The sequence below is a fragment of the Flavobacterium luminosum genome, assembly GCF_023635005.1.
Lineage (GTDB): Bacteria > Bacteroidota > Bacteroidia > Flavobacteriales > Flavobacteriaceae > Flavobacterium > Flavobacterium luminosum.
Map to the genome: position 1 here is coordinate 16,936 of NZ_JAMLJM010000007.1, position 15,777 is coordinate 32,712.

The 15,777-nt window shown below is 35.3% G+C and carries 20 protein-coding genes; 11 read left to right on the forward strand and 9 right to left on the reverse strand.

All coding sequences use genetic code 11. From position 1 onward, the window contains the following. The first annotated feature begins 96 nt into the window (after positions 1–96). From NAT50_RS09345 to arfB, 5 genes are read left to right on the forward strand one after another with little or no spacing between them, the layout of a single operon-like run. Complete coding sequence (locus NAT50_RS09345; protein ID WP_250593012.1) at positions 97–726, forward strand: 4'-phosphopantetheinyl transferase family protein; 630 nt, start codon at positions 97–99, stop codon at positions 724–726. Further along, positions 726–1,445: a phosphoglycerol geranylgeranyltransferase gene (locus tag NAT50_RS09350; RefSeq protein WP_250593013.1), complete on the forward strand. Its 720-nt coding sequence runs from the start codon at positions 726–728 to the stop codon at positions 1,443–1,445. Before NAT50_RS09345 ends, NAT50_RS09350 begins: the two co-directional genes overlap by 1 nt. After that, the gene (pnuC, locus tag NAT50_RS09355; protein ID WP_250593014.1) at positions 1,442–2,059 is read left to right on the forward strand and encodes a nicotinamide riboside transporter PnuC; all 618 of its coding nucleotides are present in this window, start codon (positions 1,442–1,444) and stop codon (positions 2,057–2,059) included. Before NAT50_RS09350 ends, pnuC begins: the two co-directional genes overlap by 4 nt. After that, positions 2,023–4,146 (forward strand): DUF4301 family protein, encoded by a 2,124-nt coding sequence (locus tag NAT50_RS09360; RefSeq protein ID WP_250593015.1) that lies wholly within the window; start codon positions 2,023–2,025, stop codon positions 4,144–4,146. Before pnuC ends, NAT50_RS09360 begins: the two co-directional genes overlap by 37 nt. Then, complete coding sequence (arfB, locus tag NAT50_RS09365) at positions 4,139–4,540, forward strand: alternative ribosome rescue aminoacyl-tRNA hydrolase ArfB (protein WP_250593016.1); 402 nt, start codon at positions 4,139–4,141, stop codon at positions 4,538–4,540. Before NAT50_RS09360 ends, arfB begins: the two co-directional genes overlap by 8 nt. A 68-nt stretch (positions 4,541–4,608) precedes the next feature. Here arfB and NAT50_RS09370 read toward each other — a convergent pair whose 3' ends face one another. From NAT50_RS09370 to NAT50_RS09380, 3 genes are all read right to left on the reverse strand, one after another. Further along, positions 4,609–5,370 (reverse strand): enoyl-CoA hydratase/isomerase family protein, encoded by a 762-nt coding sequence (locus NAT50_RS09370; protein WP_250593017.1) that lies wholly within the window; start codon positions 5,368–5,370, stop codon positions 4,609–4,611. A gap of 68 nt (positions 5,371–5,438) precedes the next feature. Continuing rightward, on the reverse strand, positions 5,439–6,188 hold the full coding sequence (locus NAT50_RS09375; protein ID WP_250593128.1) for a uroporphyrinogen-III synthase: 750 nt from the start codon (positions 6,186–6,188) through the stop codon (positions 5,439–5,441). Positions 6,189–6,208: 20 nt separating this feature from the next. After that, positions 6,209–6,874 carry a DUF4271 domain-containing protein gene (locus tag NAT50_RS09380; RefSeq protein WP_250593018.1) on the reverse strand — a complete coding sequence of 222 codons (666 nt, stop codon included), beginning with the start codon at positions 6,872–6,874 and terminating at the stop codon, positions 6,209–6,211. 67 nt (positions 6,875–6,941) lie between these two features. Between NAT50_RS09380 and NAT50_RS09385 the strand changes: the two genes are divergently transcribed. From NAT50_RS09385 to NAT50_RS09400, 4 genes are all read left to right on the forward strand, one after another. Beyond that, entirely contained in the window at positions 6,942–7,184 is a 243-nt protein-coding gene (locus NAT50_RS09385; protein WP_250593019.1) for a TonB-dependent receptor, read from the forward strand. 76 nt (positions 7,185–7,260) lie between these two features. Further along, positions 7,261–7,986 carry a polyprenol monophosphomannose synthase gene (locus NAT50_RS09390; protein ID WP_250593020.1) on the forward strand — a complete coding sequence of 242 codons (726 nt, stop codon included), beginning with the start codon at positions 7,261–7,263 and terminating at the stop codon, positions 7,984–7,986. Positions 7,987–7,999: 13 nt separating this feature from the next. Continuing rightward, complete coding sequence (locus NAT50_RS09395; protein WP_250593021.1) at positions 8,000–9,337, forward strand: dihydroorotase; 1,338 nt, start codon at positions 8,000–8,002, stop codon at positions 9,335–9,337. 4 nt (positions 9,338–9,341) lie between these two features. Next, entirely contained in the window at positions 9,342–9,758 is a 417-nt protein-coding gene (locus NAT50_RS09400) for a DUF4296 domain-containing protein (RefSeq protein ID WP_250593022.1), read from the forward strand. Here the strand turns inward: NAT50_RS09400 and NAT50_RS09405 are convergent. Beyond that, positions 9,755–10,288, reverse strand: coding sequence for a GNAT family N-acetyltransferase (locus NAT50_RS09405; protein WP_250593023.1), 534 nt, complete (start codon positions 10,286–10,288; stop codon positions 9,755–9,757). The two genes, NAT50_RS09400 and NAT50_RS09405, sit on opposite strands and share 4 nt — an antisense overlap. After that, positions 10,285–11,262 carry an NAD-dependent epimerase/dehydratase family protein gene (locus tag NAT50_RS09410; protein ID WP_250593024.1) on the reverse strand — a complete coding sequence of 326 codons (978 nt, stop codon included), beginning with the start codon at positions 11,260–11,262 and terminating at the stop codon, positions 10,285–10,287. Before NAT50_RS09410 ends, NAT50_RS09405 begins: the two co-directional genes overlap by 4 nt. Positions 11,263–11,399: 137 nt before the next feature. Here NAT50_RS09410 and NAT50_RS09415 point away from each other — a divergent pair, with 137 nt between their 5' ends. Together NAT50_RS09415 and NAT50_RS09420 are read left to right on the forward strand one after the other, a co-directional pair. Then, on the forward strand, positions 11,400–12,677 hold the full coding sequence (locus NAT50_RS09415; protein ID WP_250593025.1) for a Y-family DNA polymerase: 1,278 nt from the start codon (positions 11,400–11,402) through the stop codon (positions 12,675–12,677). Beyond that, positions 12,661–13,098 carry a LexA family protein gene (locus NAT50_RS09420; protein ID WP_250593026.1) on the forward strand — a complete coding sequence of 146 codons (438 nt, stop codon included), beginning with the start codon at positions 12,661–12,663 and terminating at the stop codon, positions 13,096–13,098. The genes NAT50_RS09415 and NAT50_RS09420 overlap by 17 nt, the downstream gene beginning before the upstream one ends. 60 nt (positions 13,099–13,158) lie before the next feature. Here the strand turns inward: NAT50_RS09420 and dusB are convergent, their stop codons facing one another. The 4 genes from dusB to NAT50_RS09440 form a co-directional block, all read right to left on the reverse strand. Continuing rightward, positions 13,159–14,148, reverse strand: coding sequence for a tRNA dihydrouridine synthase DusB (gene dusB / locus NAT50_RS09425; RefSeq protein ID WP_250593027.1), 990 nt, complete (start codon positions 14,146–14,148; stop codon positions 13,159–13,161). 81 nt (positions 14,149–14,229) lie between these two features. Further along, on the reverse strand, positions 14,230–14,604 hold the full coding sequence (locus NAT50_RS09430) for a hypothetical protein (protein ID WP_250593028.1): 375 nt from the start codon (positions 14,602–14,604) through the stop codon (positions 14,230–14,232). Between the two features lie 22 nt (positions 14,605–14,626). Beyond that, entirely contained in the window at positions 14,627–14,944 is a 318-nt protein-coding gene (locus tag NAT50_RS09435) for a roadblock/LC7 domain-containing protein (RefSeq protein WP_250593029.1), read from the reverse strand. Positions 14,945–15,359: 415 nt separating this feature from the next. Next, a complete protein-coding gene (locus NAT50_RS09440) occupies positions 15,360–15,695 on the reverse strand; it encodes a roadblock/LC7 domain-containing protein (RefSeq protein ID WP_250593030.1) in 336 nt (111 codons plus the stop codon). Positions 15,696–15,777 lie beyond the last annotated feature (82 nt).

The window sequence follows — 15,777 nt, forward strand, 5'->3', positions numbered from 1 at the left end:
CATTAGTTTTAAATTTGACAACGTATAACTAATTTTTAATAGTTGTTTAAACTTTATAACATATTAATTTTCAGTTGAATGAAATTTTAAACCGTAATGTCTTTCTATAAAAGCGTCAAAATCAACGAAACAACAGAATTATTTCTTTGGAAAATCACCGAAGACTATAACGATTTGTATCGAAAAGTAAGTTTAAAAGATGTCTCTCTGGCACGATTGGATGGAATGAAATCGGAGACACATCAAAACGCTTTTCTATCGGTTCGAATGCTATTGCAACATTGTGGTTATACCGATTTTGATTTGTTTTACGATGAATTTGGCAAGCCTCATTTGCAAGATGGCAAACACATTTCTATTTCTCATGCGTTGGGTTTTTCAGCAATAATCCTCAGCAATGAAAATGTGGGTATCGATTTAGAACAAGCCAAAGAAAAGGTGCTTAAAATTGCTTCTCGATTCATGGATGTTTCTCATTTGGAAAATCTTACAGAAGAAGATCAAATTCACAAAGCCACCGTCATTTGGGGAATAAAAGAAGCCATCTTTAAACTAAAAAACGAAAAAGGAATCAGTTTTCCGAAACACATCTTTGAAGCTCCATTCGAATTGAAAGACAAAAAATGTACTGCTCAATTGCATTTTAATAATTCTGTGGAAGATTTCGATATAGCCTTTGATCTAGTGGAAGACTATGTTTTTGTATGTGCCATGAAAAAAAAATAATGAAAAATATCTATTCGAATCTCCTCAAGGCAAAAGCCGAAAACAAAAAACAACTCGCTATTTTGCTAGATCCCGACAAAATAGACTTGAAAAATGCTGCGACTCTGGCTGACAAAATCAACCAAACCCCGGCAACGCATCTTTTTGTTGGCGGCAGTATCGTTGCTTCGGACATAATTGACGAATTAATTGTGTTGTTAAAAAAGAAATGCCACTTACCCATCGTTTTATTCCCTGGAAATCCCTCGCAAATTTCCAAAGAAGCGGATGCCATTTTGTTCTTAACCTTACTTTCCGGAAGAAATCCAGATTATTTAATAGAACACCAAGTGAATGCCGTGCCCATCTTGAAGAAAACTGAATTAGAGATCATTTCGACCGGTTACATCTTGATTGAAAGCGGGACAAAAACTGCGGTGGAACGAGTAAGTCAAACCAATCCTTTAGACCGAAACAACGCAGATTATGTGTTACAAACGGCACAAGCAGGTGAATATCTTGGCAATAAACTGATTTATTTAGAAGCAGGAAGTGGTGCACTACAGCCAGTTCCTTTAGAAGTAATAGAAAAAGTTTCAAAAAATACAACGGTACCTATTATCGTCGGTGGCGGAATCCGATCTCATGAAGGCATCTCGCAAGCCTTCGAAGCTGGAGCGGACCTAGTCGTAATTGGCACTGCTTTCGAAAACGATATTAACTTTTTTTCAAAACTATGATAGATTTCTTTTTAAACGCTTACAAGAATGCTCCGTTATGGCAAATTATACTCGAATTAGTCGCTTTCTTTTTTGGGATAATCAGTGTATGGTACGCTAAAAAAGAAAATATCTTGGTCTATCCTACCGGATTAATAGCCACCGTTATTAGCGTCTATTTGTTATGGCAAGCTGGATATTTGGGAGACATGATGATTAACTTATATTTTTCAATCATGAGTATTTACGGATGGTGGAATTGGTCTAGAAACAAAGACGATGAGAGTCTGGAAATCAGCAGAACCAACACTTCAGAAAAATTTTTCGGAATAGTTTTGTTTATCCTCACTGTATTGGTAGTGTTAAGCATTTATAAATACTTTGATTACGAAATTAAAACAGAGAATTATTTTGATATTTTTGCTTCCGGCATTTTCTTTACAGGCATGTGGTATATGGCCAAAAAGAAAATTGAAAACTGGACCTTATGGATTATTGGAGATATTATTGTCATTCCATTATATGCCTATAGAGGTCTGGGAATGTTATCGTTACAATATTTAATTTTTACAATATTAGCCATTTTGGCTTACTTAGAATGGAGAAAGATCTTAGACAGCAAGAAACTTCAATAATTAAAATTACACTTTACGGTCCGGAAAGCACCGGAAAAACTACCCTTTGCAGAGAGTTGGCGCAACATTTTAACACCGTTTGCGTGGAAGAATATGCACGAGAATATCTTGAGGAAAAATTAGAACAATACAACACTATTTGCGAGGAATCGGATCTACTCCCAATAGCCATAGGACAAACCCAATTGGAAAACGAAGCCTTGAAAAAGGCCAACCGATTCCTATTTTGCGACACGAATGCTTTAGTTACAAAAGTATTTTCAGACATTTACTATCATCATTGTTCGGCCGAATTAGAAGAAGCAGCTCGTTTACACGAATACGATTTGTTTTTTTTAACCGATATTGATGTTCCTTGGCAAAATGACGGATTACGCGATAGTCAGGAGTACAGAGATCGTTCTTTTACGATTTTTGAAGAGGCTTTAATCGAATATAATAAACCCTATATTAAAATTTCGGGCAACGAGCAAGAACGTCTCGAAAAAGCCATCGAAATTGTTACCGATTTAGAAAAAGCAAAAAAAGCAGGTTTAACCAGCCACGACTTTGTAGCGCTTTACCATCAACAAAAAAACATTGATTATATTGTCAATCAAATTCAAAATATAAAAACAGGAATTCCTAAAATAACCTTAGAAAAACCCGCTGCTATCAACGATGGCATTATTCAATTTTCGGAAGACGACTTTGAAAACTACTCTTCGCTTTTTGACAAACAAATTGGTCACTATACAGTAGAAAAATTTGTCCCAGCATCGGGTGCGGCGAGCAGAATGTTTAAATTCCTTTCGGATTTTCTACATGAATTCCTTCCAGAAAAAGAAACCATCAACGGCTATGTGAATCGCACGAAAAACAATCAATTGAATACATTTCTTGTAGCCATAGACAAATTTCCTTTCTTTCATGAAGTCAATAATTATTTAAAAAACAAATACCCCAATTTTCAGTCGTTCTCAAGAGATCGAAAAAACTTTCTTTTTATCGAAACTTTGCTAAACGATGGTTTTTTTGATTATCTGAACAAACCTAAAGCGGTACTGCCTTTTCATAAGTACGAAGAACAAATTATTACGCCCATAGAAGAACACTTGAAAGAAGTGGTAGCTTATGCCACCAATGGCTCAAAAGCAACCATCCATTTTACGATATCTGAAGAACACGAATCAGGATTCAATGAAATTATCAACAGAGTAAAAGGGATTTTCGAAAATGAATTTGAAAAAACAATCAATTACAGTTATTCTTTCCAAAATCCTATAACCGATTCCATTGCGTTAGACAATCAATTAGCGACGCTAAAGGATGAACACAATCGTTTAGTTTTTAGACCTGGAGGTCACGGCGCTTTGCTACACAACTTGAATGAAAGAGACTCGGATATTATTTTCGTGAAAAACATTGACAATGTGAGTCATAACAATACTCTTTCGATTGCCAAATATAAAAAAGCATTAGGAGGACTTTTAATTGAAAAGCAACAGCAAATTTTCGACTATCTTAATCTTTTGGAAGATTCAGAAATAAGCAATGACTCAATCAACAAAATAGCACGTTTTGTCGAAACAGAGTTATTTATCACATTACCGGATACTTTCGAAGAACTTAAAAACGAAAAAAAGATTCAACTCTTACAATCTATTTTAAACCGACCTATTCGAGTTTGTGGAATGGTAAAAAATGAACAAGAACCGGGTGGTGGTCCATTTTGGGTAAAAGAGAAAAACGGAGGTAAATCGTTACAAATCGTTGAATCTGCCCAAATAGATGTAGACAATCCGTCACAAATAAAACTTTTTAATAGTGCTACCCATTTTAATCCAGTAGATTTAGTTTGTGGTACTAAAAACTACCGTGGTGAAAAGTTTAATTTACTAGAATATACAGATCCAGAAACCGGTTTTGTAGTCGAGAAAAGTAAAAACGGAAAAACATACAAAGCTTATGAATTACCAGGGCTTTGGAATGGTAGTATGGCCAATTGGATCACACTTTTTGTAGAAGTGCCCATAGAAACCTTTAATCCGGTAAAAACCGTGAATGACTTATTAAAACCAACCCATCAACCGACACCTCGTGGATAAAGCAATTCTTTTATCGGAGTTACAGTACAAAGCGGTTCGGAGCAGTGGAGCCGGAGGACAAAATGTGAATAAAGTTTCCAGTAAAGTACTTTTGTCTTTTTCTGTAGAAGATTCCATTGGTTTAAATAACGACGAAAAAGAACAAATCAAACAAAAACTAGCCAACAGATTGACCGTAGATTTTGTTTTAAACCTTAGTTGTGACGAAGAACGAAGTCAATTTAAAAACAAAACCATTGTAACCAAGCGCTTTTTTGAAATTTTGGAAAAATCGTTACTGAAACAAAAGCCACGAAAAGCTACTAAAATTCCAAAAGGAGCCGTCGAAAAGCGATTAAGTCGAAAGAAATCAAAAGCGGAAATTAAAAAATCGAGAAGAAGACCTGATTTTTAATGATTCTCGATACTTTTTTTGCTTCATTTCATTGCGCAAAAACACTCGAATTGAACCCAACGAATTAATTAATTCTTTTTGAATTGACTCAGCGCTTTGCGAGTAAAGTCACTTAAGACCAATTTCCCTGATATTGCAGCACGTTCGTACAACAATTCATCCCAATGATCGGTTCCTTCCCACAAAACCTTTTTCATTTCAGTCAAGGCTTCTGGATTATAATTGGCTAATTGCAAAGCAAATTCAAGTAAGGCCGCATCCATTTCTCTTTCGTTGGCAAACAATTGCGCGTATAATTTATGCTCAAAAGCCCATTGTGCAGTTTTCCATTCTGTAGGATTCAAAGTCATTTCTGCCATAGCGGATTTACCGATTTTTCTAGAAACAGCAGGTTCTATAACAAAAGGACCAATTCCTATAGCAATTTCAGAAAGTTTTATCGATGCTGCTTCGGTAGCAAATGTATAATCGCAAGCCGAAGCCAATCCTACGCCACCTCCTACAGCTTTCCCGTGAATGCGACCTACAATGATCTTTTTGCAAGAACGCATAGCATTAATCACATTGGCAAATCCACTGAAAAAGATTTTACCATCCTCTAAATTCGAAATAGACAATAACTCATCAAACGAAGCACCGGCGCAAAAAGCACCTGTTCCAGCACTTTGCAACACAATAACCGTAACGTCGTCATTAGCATCTAAAGCATTCAACTCTTCCGTTAAAGCCTTTAATTGATGACTTGGAAAAGAATTACTAGCTGGATGCGAAAAAGTAATCGTGGCTATTTTGTTTTCTATAGTAGTGGTGATGGTTCCGTTTGTTGACATACTGTTACATTTTGAATTCAAACTTAAATAAAATGCATAAAAAAACCCGATTGTCATCGGGAATTTTGTTATTTACCTTTATTAACTTCGGCTACATATTTTTCAAGAGCCATAGTCATAGAAGGTGCTTCTGGCGTTGGAGCCATAATATCTATGCGCAAGCCGTGTTCTAAAGCTTCTTTTTGTGTAGTGCTTCCAAAAACTGCTATACGTGTTTCGTTTTGTTTAAAATCAGGAAAATTTTTAAATAACGATTTAATCCCTGTTGGACTGAAAAAAGCCAACACATCGTAATAAACATCCTTTAAATCAGACAAATCACTCATTACCGTTCTGTAGAATGTTCCAGGAGTCCAATCTAATTTAAGGTTATTTAAAGTCTGAGGAATATCTGCGTTTAATTGATCCGAAGACGGCAACAAGAATTTTTCGTCTTTATATTTTTTAAAAAGCGGCGACATGTCTGCAAAATCTTTCTGACCCACATAAATCTTTCGCTTTCTGTAAACAACGTACTTTTGTAAATAGTAAGCAATCGCCTCACTTTGACAAAAATAGCGTAAATCTTCAGGAACTTTGTAGCGCATTTCTTCGGCAACCCTAAAAAAGTGGTCTACCGAGTTTTTGCTAGTTAAAATAATCGCAGTAAAATTGTTCAAATCAATTTTTTGAGCGCGAACCTCTTTTGCCGGAACTCCTTCTACATGAATAAAAGGTCTAAAGTCTACTTTTATCTTATGCTTATTCTGTAAATCAAAATAAGGAGAATTTTCAACTTTTGGTTCAGGTTGCGATACTAAAATCGTTTTCACTTTCATATTAGACATCTCAAAATCTATTATCGGTTTGTAATTGCATAATACATGAAATAGTAAGGTGCAATTTCAAGAGCGCAAATATACAAAATAAAATAAAAGATTTTGCCGGAAAGTAAATTTTGATAATTTCTTAATGAAACAAGGTATGTTAGTATATTAATTATCAATAAGATAATCAAAACAGCGATAATCATGTAAGAATTCATCAAATTGGTGTAATAAAACACTAAGTTCACCGGAAGCAAGACTAACCCAATATAGGTTCTATAACTTACTTTAAACAAATTGAACTGTTCAATAAAACTTTCAATATTGAATGAAGTCGCTATAATTTTTTCGATTAGAAACTTGGATAGAATAAAAAAACTGAGCGAAGTAAAAATCTGAACAAAACTGATCCAGTTTGTTTTAGTGGTATATCCAAAATAACTTAACACCAGCTGAATAAAAAACGAAAACGATACTAGCTGTACAAAAAACAACAAAATGGTAAACCAACTCATTAAGTTACTGGGATCTTTATAAACTTTAAGGTATTTATCACTAATAAGGAGATTTGTAAAATCACTGAAACGGTTTTCGAAAACTGCTTTAGCAACCACCACTACCGCAATGGTAACAATGAGGACTATTGTTATCCAATCTTTATTTTCGACAATTCGCGGAATCAATTCGTAGTTTTTCATAGGACAAAATTACAATTTTTCCGCAAAATAAATCAGGCTATTTTTTGTAGTAAGAATCTCTAAAAAATTGAGTTCTAATCTTAAATCCGATTTATTTATAACCGATTTAGAAAACAACAATCGCTGTCATTTTATGGATTTGGAATTAAAATACAAAGCGACCGACAAAATGAATTTCTTTCTTTTAGGGAACAACCTATTAAACGAAAAGTATTATCAACAAAAATCCAACACCGATTATTCTGCTTATATTTCTCAAACCAATGTAACACCGCGTTATTTTTTACTGACAATGGAATACAATTTTTAAATCGGATCGCTTAATTATAAATTATTTAAGAGACACATTGTCTAAAAAGTTTATTTTTGCATCAGATTTTAATACTATGCAAGACGGAATTGTCATAATACCCACTTATAATGAAATTGAAAATATCGAAGCCATCATTCGCGCCGTATTTTCATTACCTAAAAAATTTGATGTTCTTATCGTGGATGACAATTCGCCCGACGGCACCGCAGACAAAGTAATTGAACTTCAAAAAGAATTTCCAGACGCTTTACATTTAGAAAAAAGACAAGGAAAAGCAGGATTAGGAACCGCATACGTACATGGTTTCAAATGGGCTATACAACACCATTATGAGTATATCTTTGAAATGGATGCCGATTTTTCACATAATCCAAACGATTTAGAGAAACTATATAACGCTTGTAAAAACGAAGGAGCCGGCATGGCCATTGGTTCAAGATACAAAACAGGAGTCAATGTAGTCAACTGGCCTTTAAACAGAGTGCTGCTTTCGTATTTTGCTTCGGTTTATGTACGCTTAATCACCGGAATGGAAATCCACGATGCTACCGCAGGATTCATTTGTTATCAGAGACAAGTTTTAGAAAAAATCAACCTTGACAGACTTAAATTCACCGGGTATGCCTTTCAGATAGAAATGAAATACCGAACGTTTGTCAATCATTTTAAAATCATCGAAGTACCAATCATCTTTACCGACCGAACCAAAGGCGAATCAAAAATGAGTGGTGCTATTATTCGCGAAGCCATTTTAGGTGTTATCATGCTTCGCATTCGAAAAATGTTTAACCGACTTTAAAACACACAACACTATGAGCTCGATTTTAATTAAAAACGCAAAAATTGTTAACGAAGGAAAAATAACCGAAGGCGAAGTTTTAATTGAAAACGAGTGGATACGAGCCGTAGGAGTAAATCTTCCTACACCTGAAAACTGTCAGATCATTGATGCACAAGGCAATTATCTTATCCCAGGAGCCATAGACGATCAGGTGCATTTTCGCGAACCGGGATTAACCCACAAAGGAACCATTGCTTCCGAATCTAGAGCAGCCGTGGCTGGCGGAGTAACGTCTTTTATCGAACAACCCAACACGATTCCCAATGCGGTTACTCAGGAAATCCTAGAAGAAAAATACCAAATTGCCTACGACACATCCTATGCCAATTACTCCTTCATGATGGGCGCCACCAACGACAACTTAGAGGAAGTATTAAAAACCAATCCTAAAAATGTTGCTGGAATTAAAATTTTCTTAGGATCATCAACTGGAAATATGTTGGTAGACAAAGAAGAGGTGCTAACCAAAATCTTTTCCAACACTTCGATGCTCATTGCTGTTCATTGCGAAGACGAAGCCACGATCAAAAAAAATTTAGCAATCTATAAAGAAAAATACGGGGACGATATCCCGATGGAATTTCACCATCTAATCCGTAGCGAAGAAGCTTGTTATCTTTCTTCTTCCAAAGCGATAGAACTGGCAAAAAAGACTGGAGCTCGTTTGCATATTTTCCATCTTTCTACCGCTAAAGAAATGGAGCTTTTTAGAAACGATATTCCATTGGAAGAAAAACAAATAACCGCCGAAGTGTGTGTGCATCATCTTTGGTTCACCAATGAAGATTATAAAACCAAAGGAACCCTAATCAAATGGAATCCTGCCGTGAAAACGCAAAAAGACAAAGATGGTTTGTGGGAAGCCTTATTAGACGATCGCATTGATGTAATTGCTACAGATCATGCTCCACATACTTTAGAAGAAAAAACACATAATTATACCTCAGCTCCTTCAGGCGGACCTTTGGTACAACATGCTGTCGTAGCTTTATTTGAAGCGCATCAACAAGGAAAGATTAGCATCGAAAAAATAGTAGAAAAAATGGCACACAATCCTGCCAAAATTTTCAAAATAGAAAAACGAGGCTTTATCAAAGAAGGATATTTCGCCGATCTCGCTATTGTAAACACAAACGACCCTTGGACGGTCTCTAAAGAAAATATTTTATACCATTGCGGTTGGTCTCCGTTAGAAGGTACTACATTTAGTTCAAAAATTACTCATACCTTTGTCAATGGAACTTTGGTTTATGAAAACCAAAAAGTAAAAGAAATCCGTAACGGAAAACGTTTGACTTTTAACCGATAACTTGATGAAAAAAATATTGTTTTTGCTCCTATCTGTACCTTTTTTGAGTTGTAATCCTAACCAATCTGTAGAAAAACCCAAAAAACTCATTGAAGAAGAAACGATGGAAGCGATTTTATACGATTTGGCTTTGTTACAAGCGTTAAAAGGTTACAATCCACAGAAATTGGCTGAAAACAATATCAATCCTAAAACGTATATCTATCAGAAATATAAGATTGATAGCCTACAATTTGTAGAAAACAACCGTTATTATTCTGCCGATGTTGAGAATTATAAAAAAATGTTTGATCGTGTGATCGAACGCTTAGACACAGAAAAAAAAGCTGCTGATAAAATCGTTCAGAAAGAGACAAAAGCAGAAGAAAAAAAACGAAAAGATTCTATCACAAAAGCTAGAAAACAAACAAGCAATAATTAAGATTGCTCCCAATTTTCTTTTCTAATTTCATAGATAAAATTGAGTTTCGGTGTTTCACCGTAATATTCTATTAGTTGTTCATCTATCTTCTGAGCATCAAGTCGTTCCATGGCTATCTGTGAACGTTTGTTTTGCGAACCCACATGAAAATAAACTGTATCTACAAAACGAAACGCGTAGTCTAACATTAGCCTTTTTACCATAGGATTCAGACCTTTTCCCCAATAGGCTTTGGCATAAAAAGTGTACCCAATTAACACACTTTTGTCCTTCGGATTATAATCGTAAAAGCGAGTGCTTCCTACTACTTTATCGGAATCTAGTGCAACAATCTTAAAGGCACCGCCACTCTCGAGTGCTCCTTTAAAGAAAACCTCAAAAACGTCGCGCTTGTATCTATCTTTATTAGGATGCTGTTCCCACACTTCGGGATCCGAAGCACAAGCATACAAATCTTCAAAATCAGTTTCCGCAAGAGGAACTAATTGAACGGTCGTGTTGCGTAGGTTTGTTGGCTGTAAATACATCATTTTGATTCAATATAATTCGCTATCGGTTGAAATTCGATACCGAGAGTTTGTTTCACTTTTGATGTATCAAAATACTCTACGTGGTGTAACGTATGCGCCATGTCTCTGGAAAGCATTCTTTTTTTGCCAAATAATCCCAAAAAATAATCCATACACCATGCTACACTGGTCATCCATGGTTGCGCTGAAAATCGTGGCATTTTTACTTTAAGTTTATGCGCAAGCAGTTCAATTAAAGTTTTATAAGTCAATGTTTCTGCCACCAATGTAAATCGTTGTCCTTTACTATCCGAATTCATCAAAGCTATCATGGCGCGAACCACATCGTCTACTGATACAAAGCCTGTTCCGCCTTCGGTATAAAACCAAAGTCCTTTTTGTACACGATCATAGATTTCACCACTACCGGTGTTCCAGAACAAAGGCCCTAGAATTACGCCAGGATTGACCACCACTACTTCCAAACCTTCCTGATCGCCTCTCCAAACTTCCATTTCGGCTCCGTATTTCGAAATAGCATAATCGCTATGTCTGATTTCGGGATTCCATTCTGTTTCTTCTGTAATTATGGTTTCGTGTTCCTTTAAATCACCTAAAGTGGCAATAGAACTCACATAACACAATTTTTTGACTCCAAAATCGATACAACAATTTACAATGTTAGCTGTCCCTTCGATATTGGTTTTTCGTAACTTTTCTTCTTCTTTAGGTTCAAAAGAAATATAGGCCGCACAATGGTACACGTAATCTACACCTTGAAAAGCATCTTCGAGCGAAGGAATATCTAAAATATCACCGGAAATCCAAAAGATACGATCGTATAAATCTGATTTTTGATAATACTCAAAAACCTTGCGAACGTTTTCCTTATTGGCTTCATTTCGAAATAATGCTTTTACTTTCTGACCTTGTTCAAGCAGTTGTAATACCAAATGTGAACCGACTAATCCTGTTGCTCCTGTAACTAAAATCATATTTCAAAGATATAGATTTAAGTGTATAACCACAAAGTTAACCACATATCTTCTGCAGCCTAAACACCTTAGAGCGATTGTATTTTAATTAACAATTGTAAACACGGTGTAACGACCAGATTCTTTAATTTTGCAAAATGTATGCTTTAGTCGATTGTAATAATTTTTACGCTTCCTGCGAACGTGTTTTCCAACCTCAATACATTGGAAAACCAATCGTTGTGCTCTCTAACAACGATGGTTGCGTAATTTCACGAAGTGACGAAGCAAAGTCCTTAGGTATTCCTATGGGAGCGCCCGAATTTAAAATACGATCACTTTTGACCCAAAAGAACATCAAAGTCTTTTCATCTAATTATGCACTTTACGGTGATTTAAGCAATCGGGTTATGCAGATTCTGAACGAATTCAGCCCACACATGGAAATCTACAGTATTGACGAAGCTTTTATGAATTTTGAGGGGATTCAGATTTCGAATTTTCACGATTACGGGACCCTCATGAGAAATCGGGTACAAAAATGGGTTGGTATTCCAATTTCAGTAGGTTTTGCCTCGACAAAAGCCTTGTCTAAAGTAGCCAACAAAATAGCGCGAAAATTTCCGGAACGCACTAAAGGAGTCTATTGCATAGACACAGAAGAAAAAAGAATCAGAGCTTTACAATGGACTAAAATTGAAGATGTTTGGGGAATTGGAAGAAAACATGCGCAGCGACTTCAGAACCATAATGTTCTTACGGCTTATCAATTTACTTTGCTTTCGGACGATTGGGTACGAAAAAACATGTCGGTCATTGGACTTCGTTTAAAACATGAACTCGAAGGAAAATCGGTGTTAAGTTTAGAGCCTGCCTCTGAACATAAAAAAAGTATTGCAGTCACCCGAAGTTTTCCAAAACAACTGTCAGATTTTGACGCACTCAAAGAGCGTGTTTCCACCTTTGCGACAGTTTGTGCCGAAAAACTACGAAAACAACAATCTTGTTGTCAGACTATCATTGTGATGTTACTGATTGACAAACATCAATACAAAACTGACAAATACTATTTTAACAGAGCCGTTACCTTGCCATTTGCCACACAATCTTCGCTAACCATTGCCAACGCCTCTATTGGTATTTTAAAAGAACTTCTTGCTGAAACCAAAGGTGCTAAATTCAAAAAAGCGGGCGTGATTGTCACAGGATTAACCCCTGAGAATAACAAACAATTTCATTTGTTTGAAGAAGAAAATCCTAAACATTTGTCACTGATGAAAACCATCGATTCCTTGAATCAAAAAATAGGAACACGAAAAATCAAGTTGGCCAATCAGAATTTAAACCTGACTTGGGATATGAATCAGAATTATCTGTCTCCAAAATACACTACTAATTTTAACGAAATCCTTGAAATCAATGTCGACCGATCATAAACTTACTTTTTTTAGACCTGATCTCGAAAGTGATATGTCTATACCGTATATCAAAGAAGGAGTTTCTGCTGGATTCCCCTCTCCTGCCGCTGATTTTTCGGAAAACAGCATCGATTTAAACAAAGAATTATCCAAAAATCCTCTGGCCACTTTCTACATCCGTGTAAAAGGAAATTCGATGATTAATGCTGGTATTCAAGATAAAGATATTCTGGTGGTAGACCGAAGTCTGGAAGCTACTAATAATAAGATTGCTATCTGTTTTATTGATGGTGAATTTACCGTAAAACGAATTAAACTCGATACAAACGGCCTATACCTCATGCCTGAGAATGAAAATTACAAACCTATCAAAGTAAGCGAAGAAAACCAATTTATGATATGGGGCATTGTTACTTATATCATTAAATCCGTTTTGTAACACCCTTGTTTTACCAGCTAAACATAGCATTAAAAATAAGAAATCTCACGGTTTGGAACTTTATAATAACTGACCGGTATATTCCTGAACAATTTCATCAAACACCTGCAACAAAGCATTATGATCATCTAAAGTAACTAATTTGTTTCGATGTTCTTTAAAATGTGGAATTCCTTTAAAATAATTTGTATAGTGACGACGCATTTCCACGATACCTACACGTTCCCCTTTCCACTCCATGGACCATATTAAATGGTTACGGGCAGCTTCCACACGATCGTTTATAGTTGGAACCGGTAAGCGTTCGCCTGTTTTAAAATAATGTTTGATTTCGTTAAAAATCCAAGGGTAACCAATAGCTGCACGACCTATCATCATTCCGTCCAGACCATATTTGTTTTTGTATTCTAAGGCTTTTTCAGGCGAATCTATATCACCATTGCCAAAAATCGGAATAGTAATTCTCGGATTATTTTTAACTCTTTCTATATGAGACCAATCCGAATGTCCTTTATACATTTGTGCTCTTGTTCTGGCATGTACCGTTAGAGCCTGAATACCTACGTCTTGAAGTCTTTCCGCCACTTCATCAATATTAATAGACGATTCATCCCAACCCAAACGGGTCTTAACGGTTACCGGCAAATTGGTACTTTTCACAACAGCTTTAGTCAAACGAACCATCAAGTCGATGTCTTTCAATACTCCAGCACCTGCTCCTTTACAAACAACTTTTTTTACGGGACAACCAAAATTAATATCGACTAGATCGGGCTGTACCGTTTCAACTATTCTAGCCGACATTGCCATTGCTTCTTCATCACCTCCAAAAATCTGAATCCCTACAGGTCTTTCATAGTCAAAGATATCGAGTTTCTGACGGCTTTTTATAGCATCTCTGATTAATCCTTCGGAAGAAATAAACTCCGAATACATTAAATCCGCTCCATGCATTTTACACAAACGACGAAAAGGCGGATCACTAACATCTTCCATAGGAGCCAGCAATAGTGGGAAATCAGGTAATTCTATAGAACCAATTTTGGGCATTTTATTCTGTTTTACAATGAATTACAAATAAAAAAAGCTGCAAAATTACAGCTTTTTTTATGATGCAAAGATAGTATTATTCTACAATTTACCTGCAATGTCTTTGCTGTATTTTTTCAGCGTAGCTCTGGCCATTCCCAAATTCACTTTCGAAGAATCTACCGCTAAATACACGAAATATTCTCCATTGTCCGATAGATCTATAATATGGATTTGGTTGGACAAGGTAATTAAAATATCATCTATTTTTTGGTCCAATCCTAGAGCCTTAAGAGCATTAAATTTAGCCTTAACGACCTCTAAATTGTAGGCCGAAGCCAATTCAGGATCAAAATTAGGGTCTACGGATAGAGAAGCAAAAGACATCCCGGTTTTAATTTCTGTAACGGACACCCCAATAAAACCAGCAAGGTTATCTTTCAAATCTGTTGTAAAAGTTGTTAAAAAATCTGACATAAAATTTTTTTTAAGTTATTATTTATAGTGAATTTTGCATTTTAAGATGGATTAATCCTAGTTTACTTGGATCTTTCGTGAATAACCCCAAGTACTCATCATTTTTTAGTTTTTTCACAAAAAAAAGGCCTTTTTCCCCTTGAAGAATCAATTCGTTAGTCACTCCGTATTTTAGATCTTCCAAAAGTTCCTTACACATGGTAAGAAGCACCCCTGACATGGCGGCTATATTTCCAGGATATTCAAGCTGTTGAAACTCTAACAGCACACCGTCTGTATTGAAAACCAGTCCGGCTTCTACTCCTATGTTTTCAATTAAAGCATCTAATTTAATTTTCATTTTTGTTGGTTATTTTAAATTTGTTTTTGCTAATATAGATAAAAACTACAAGAAATTACTCGAAAAATGTGCTAATTTTTAAAAAAATCTTTATATTTGGTATACTATATTTTAAGAATTTTATGACACAGAGTAAAAATTTTCACGACTTAAGAAAAAAATTAGAAAAGAGGTTAATCGAATTCAGAAAATACCGTTTTGCCAATGGTAAAACAACCAAAAAAGCAGGATTATTTTCTAAGATTTTTAATTAATGATGTACTTCTTTCTTATCAGAATACATGATTTTACATCAAAAAAGATTTCTATTTTTAACACGAATCCATGCTAAGAACATGGATTATTTTTTCAAATTTATTATACTTTTCATATTGACCTGTAAAATCAAAATCTACAACATATGATTAATCAATTGTCATGATTCTAAATTCCTAAAATCTAGATTTTGTGTACTCAAATGAATCAGTCCCATCTTACTCAAATCTTCAGTAAACAAAGTCAACCATTCGTCTTGATTTATATGTTTAATAAAGAAAAGTCCTTGATCCGCTTTAAGAATCAATTCATTAACCTTACCTAAGTTTGAGTTTTCAAATAGTTCTTTAGAGACATTAAGAATCATAGCTGACATAGCCGAAATATTTCCCGGATAATCTAAATTATAGGACTCAAACAAGACACCTTCAGAATTAAAAATCATCCCTCCATTTACGTCAATCTTCTCTATTAATAACTCTAATTTAGTCTTCATCTGTATCATTAAATTCTTTAACAAAACAAAGGTAGCTTTAATAAATAAGACTGCATGGTAATTTTTTGTTAAATCTTTTAAA

What these genes read in the sequence shown, in the direction of transcription:
- NAT50_RS09435 (WP_250593029.1), bottom strand. Translation starts at nt 14,944, where the DNA reads ATGAAAATTAAATTAGATGCTTTAATTGAAAACATAGGAGTAGAAGCC.
- NAT50_RS09405 (WP_250593023.1), bottom strand. Translation starts at nt 10,288, where the DNA reads ATGATGTATTTACAGCCAACAAACCTACGCAACACGACCGTTCAATTA.
- NAT50_RS09410 (WP_250593024.1), bottom strand. Translation starts at nt 11,262, where the DNA reads ATGATTTTAGTTACAGGAGCAACAGGATTAGTCGGTTCACATTTGGTA.
- NAT50_RS09345 (WP_250593012.1), top strand. Translation starts at nt 97, where the DNA reads ATGTCTTTCTATAAAAGCGTCAAAATCAACGAAACAACAGAATTATTT.
- NAT50_RS09390 (WP_250593020.1), top strand. Translation starts at nt 7,261, where the DNA reads ATGCAAGACGGAATTGTCATAATACCCACTTATAATGAAATTGAAAAT.
- NAT50_RS09370 (WP_250593017.1), bottom strand. Translation starts at nt 5,370, where the DNA reads ATGTCAACAAACGGAACCATCACCACTACTATAGAAAACAAAATAGCC.
- NAT50_RS09375 (WP_250593128.1), bottom strand. Translation starts at nt 6,188, where the DNA reads ATGAAAGTGAAAACGATTTTAGTATCGCAACCTGAACCAAAAGTTGAA.
- NAT50_RS09440 (WP_250593030.1), bottom strand. Translation starts at nt 15,695, where the DNA reads ATGAAGACTAAATTAGAGTTATTAATAGAGAAGATTGACGTAAATGGA.
- dusB (WP_250593027.1), bottom strand. Translation starts at nt 14,148, where the DNA reads ATGCCCAAAATTGGTTCTATAGAATTACCTGATTTCCCACTATTGCTG.
- NAT50_RS09350 (WP_250593013.1), top strand. Translation starts at nt 726, where the DNA reads ATGAAAAATATCTATTCGAATCTCCTCAAGGCAAAAGCCGAAAACAAA.
- NAT50_RS09415 (WP_250593025.1), top strand. Translation starts at nt 11,400, where the DNA reads ATGTATGCTTTAGTCGATTGTAATAATTTTTACGCTTCCTGCGAACGT.
- NAT50_RS09395 (WP_250593021.1), top strand. Translation starts at nt 8,000, where the DNA reads ATGAGCTCGATTTTAATTAAAAACGCAAAAATTGTTAACGAAGGAAAA.
- pnuC (WP_250593014.1), top strand. Translation starts at nt 1,442, where the DNA reads ATGATAGATTTCTTTTTAAACGCTTACAAGAATGCTCCGTTATGGCAA.
- NAT50_RS09400 (WP_250593022.1), top strand. Translation starts at nt 9,342, where the DNA reads ATGAAAAAAATATTGTTTTTGCTCCTATCTGTACCTTTTTTGAGTTGT.
- NAT50_RS09420 (WP_250593026.1), top strand. Translation starts at nt 12,661, where the DNA reads ATGTCGACCGATCATAAACTTACTTTTTTTAGACCTGATCTCGAAAGT.
- NAT50_RS09360 (WP_250593015.1), top strand. Translation starts at nt 2,023, where the DNA reads ATGGAGAAAGATCTTAGACAGCAAGAAACTTCAATAATTAAAATTACA.
- NAT50_RS09430 (WP_250593028.1), bottom strand. Translation starts at nt 14,604, where the DNA reads ATGTCAGATTTTTTAACAACTTTTACAACAGATTTGAAAGATAACCTT.
- NAT50_RS09380 (WP_250593018.1), bottom strand. Translation starts at nt 6,874, where the DNA reads ATGAAAAACTACGAATTGATTCCGCGAATTGTCGAAAATAAAGATTGG.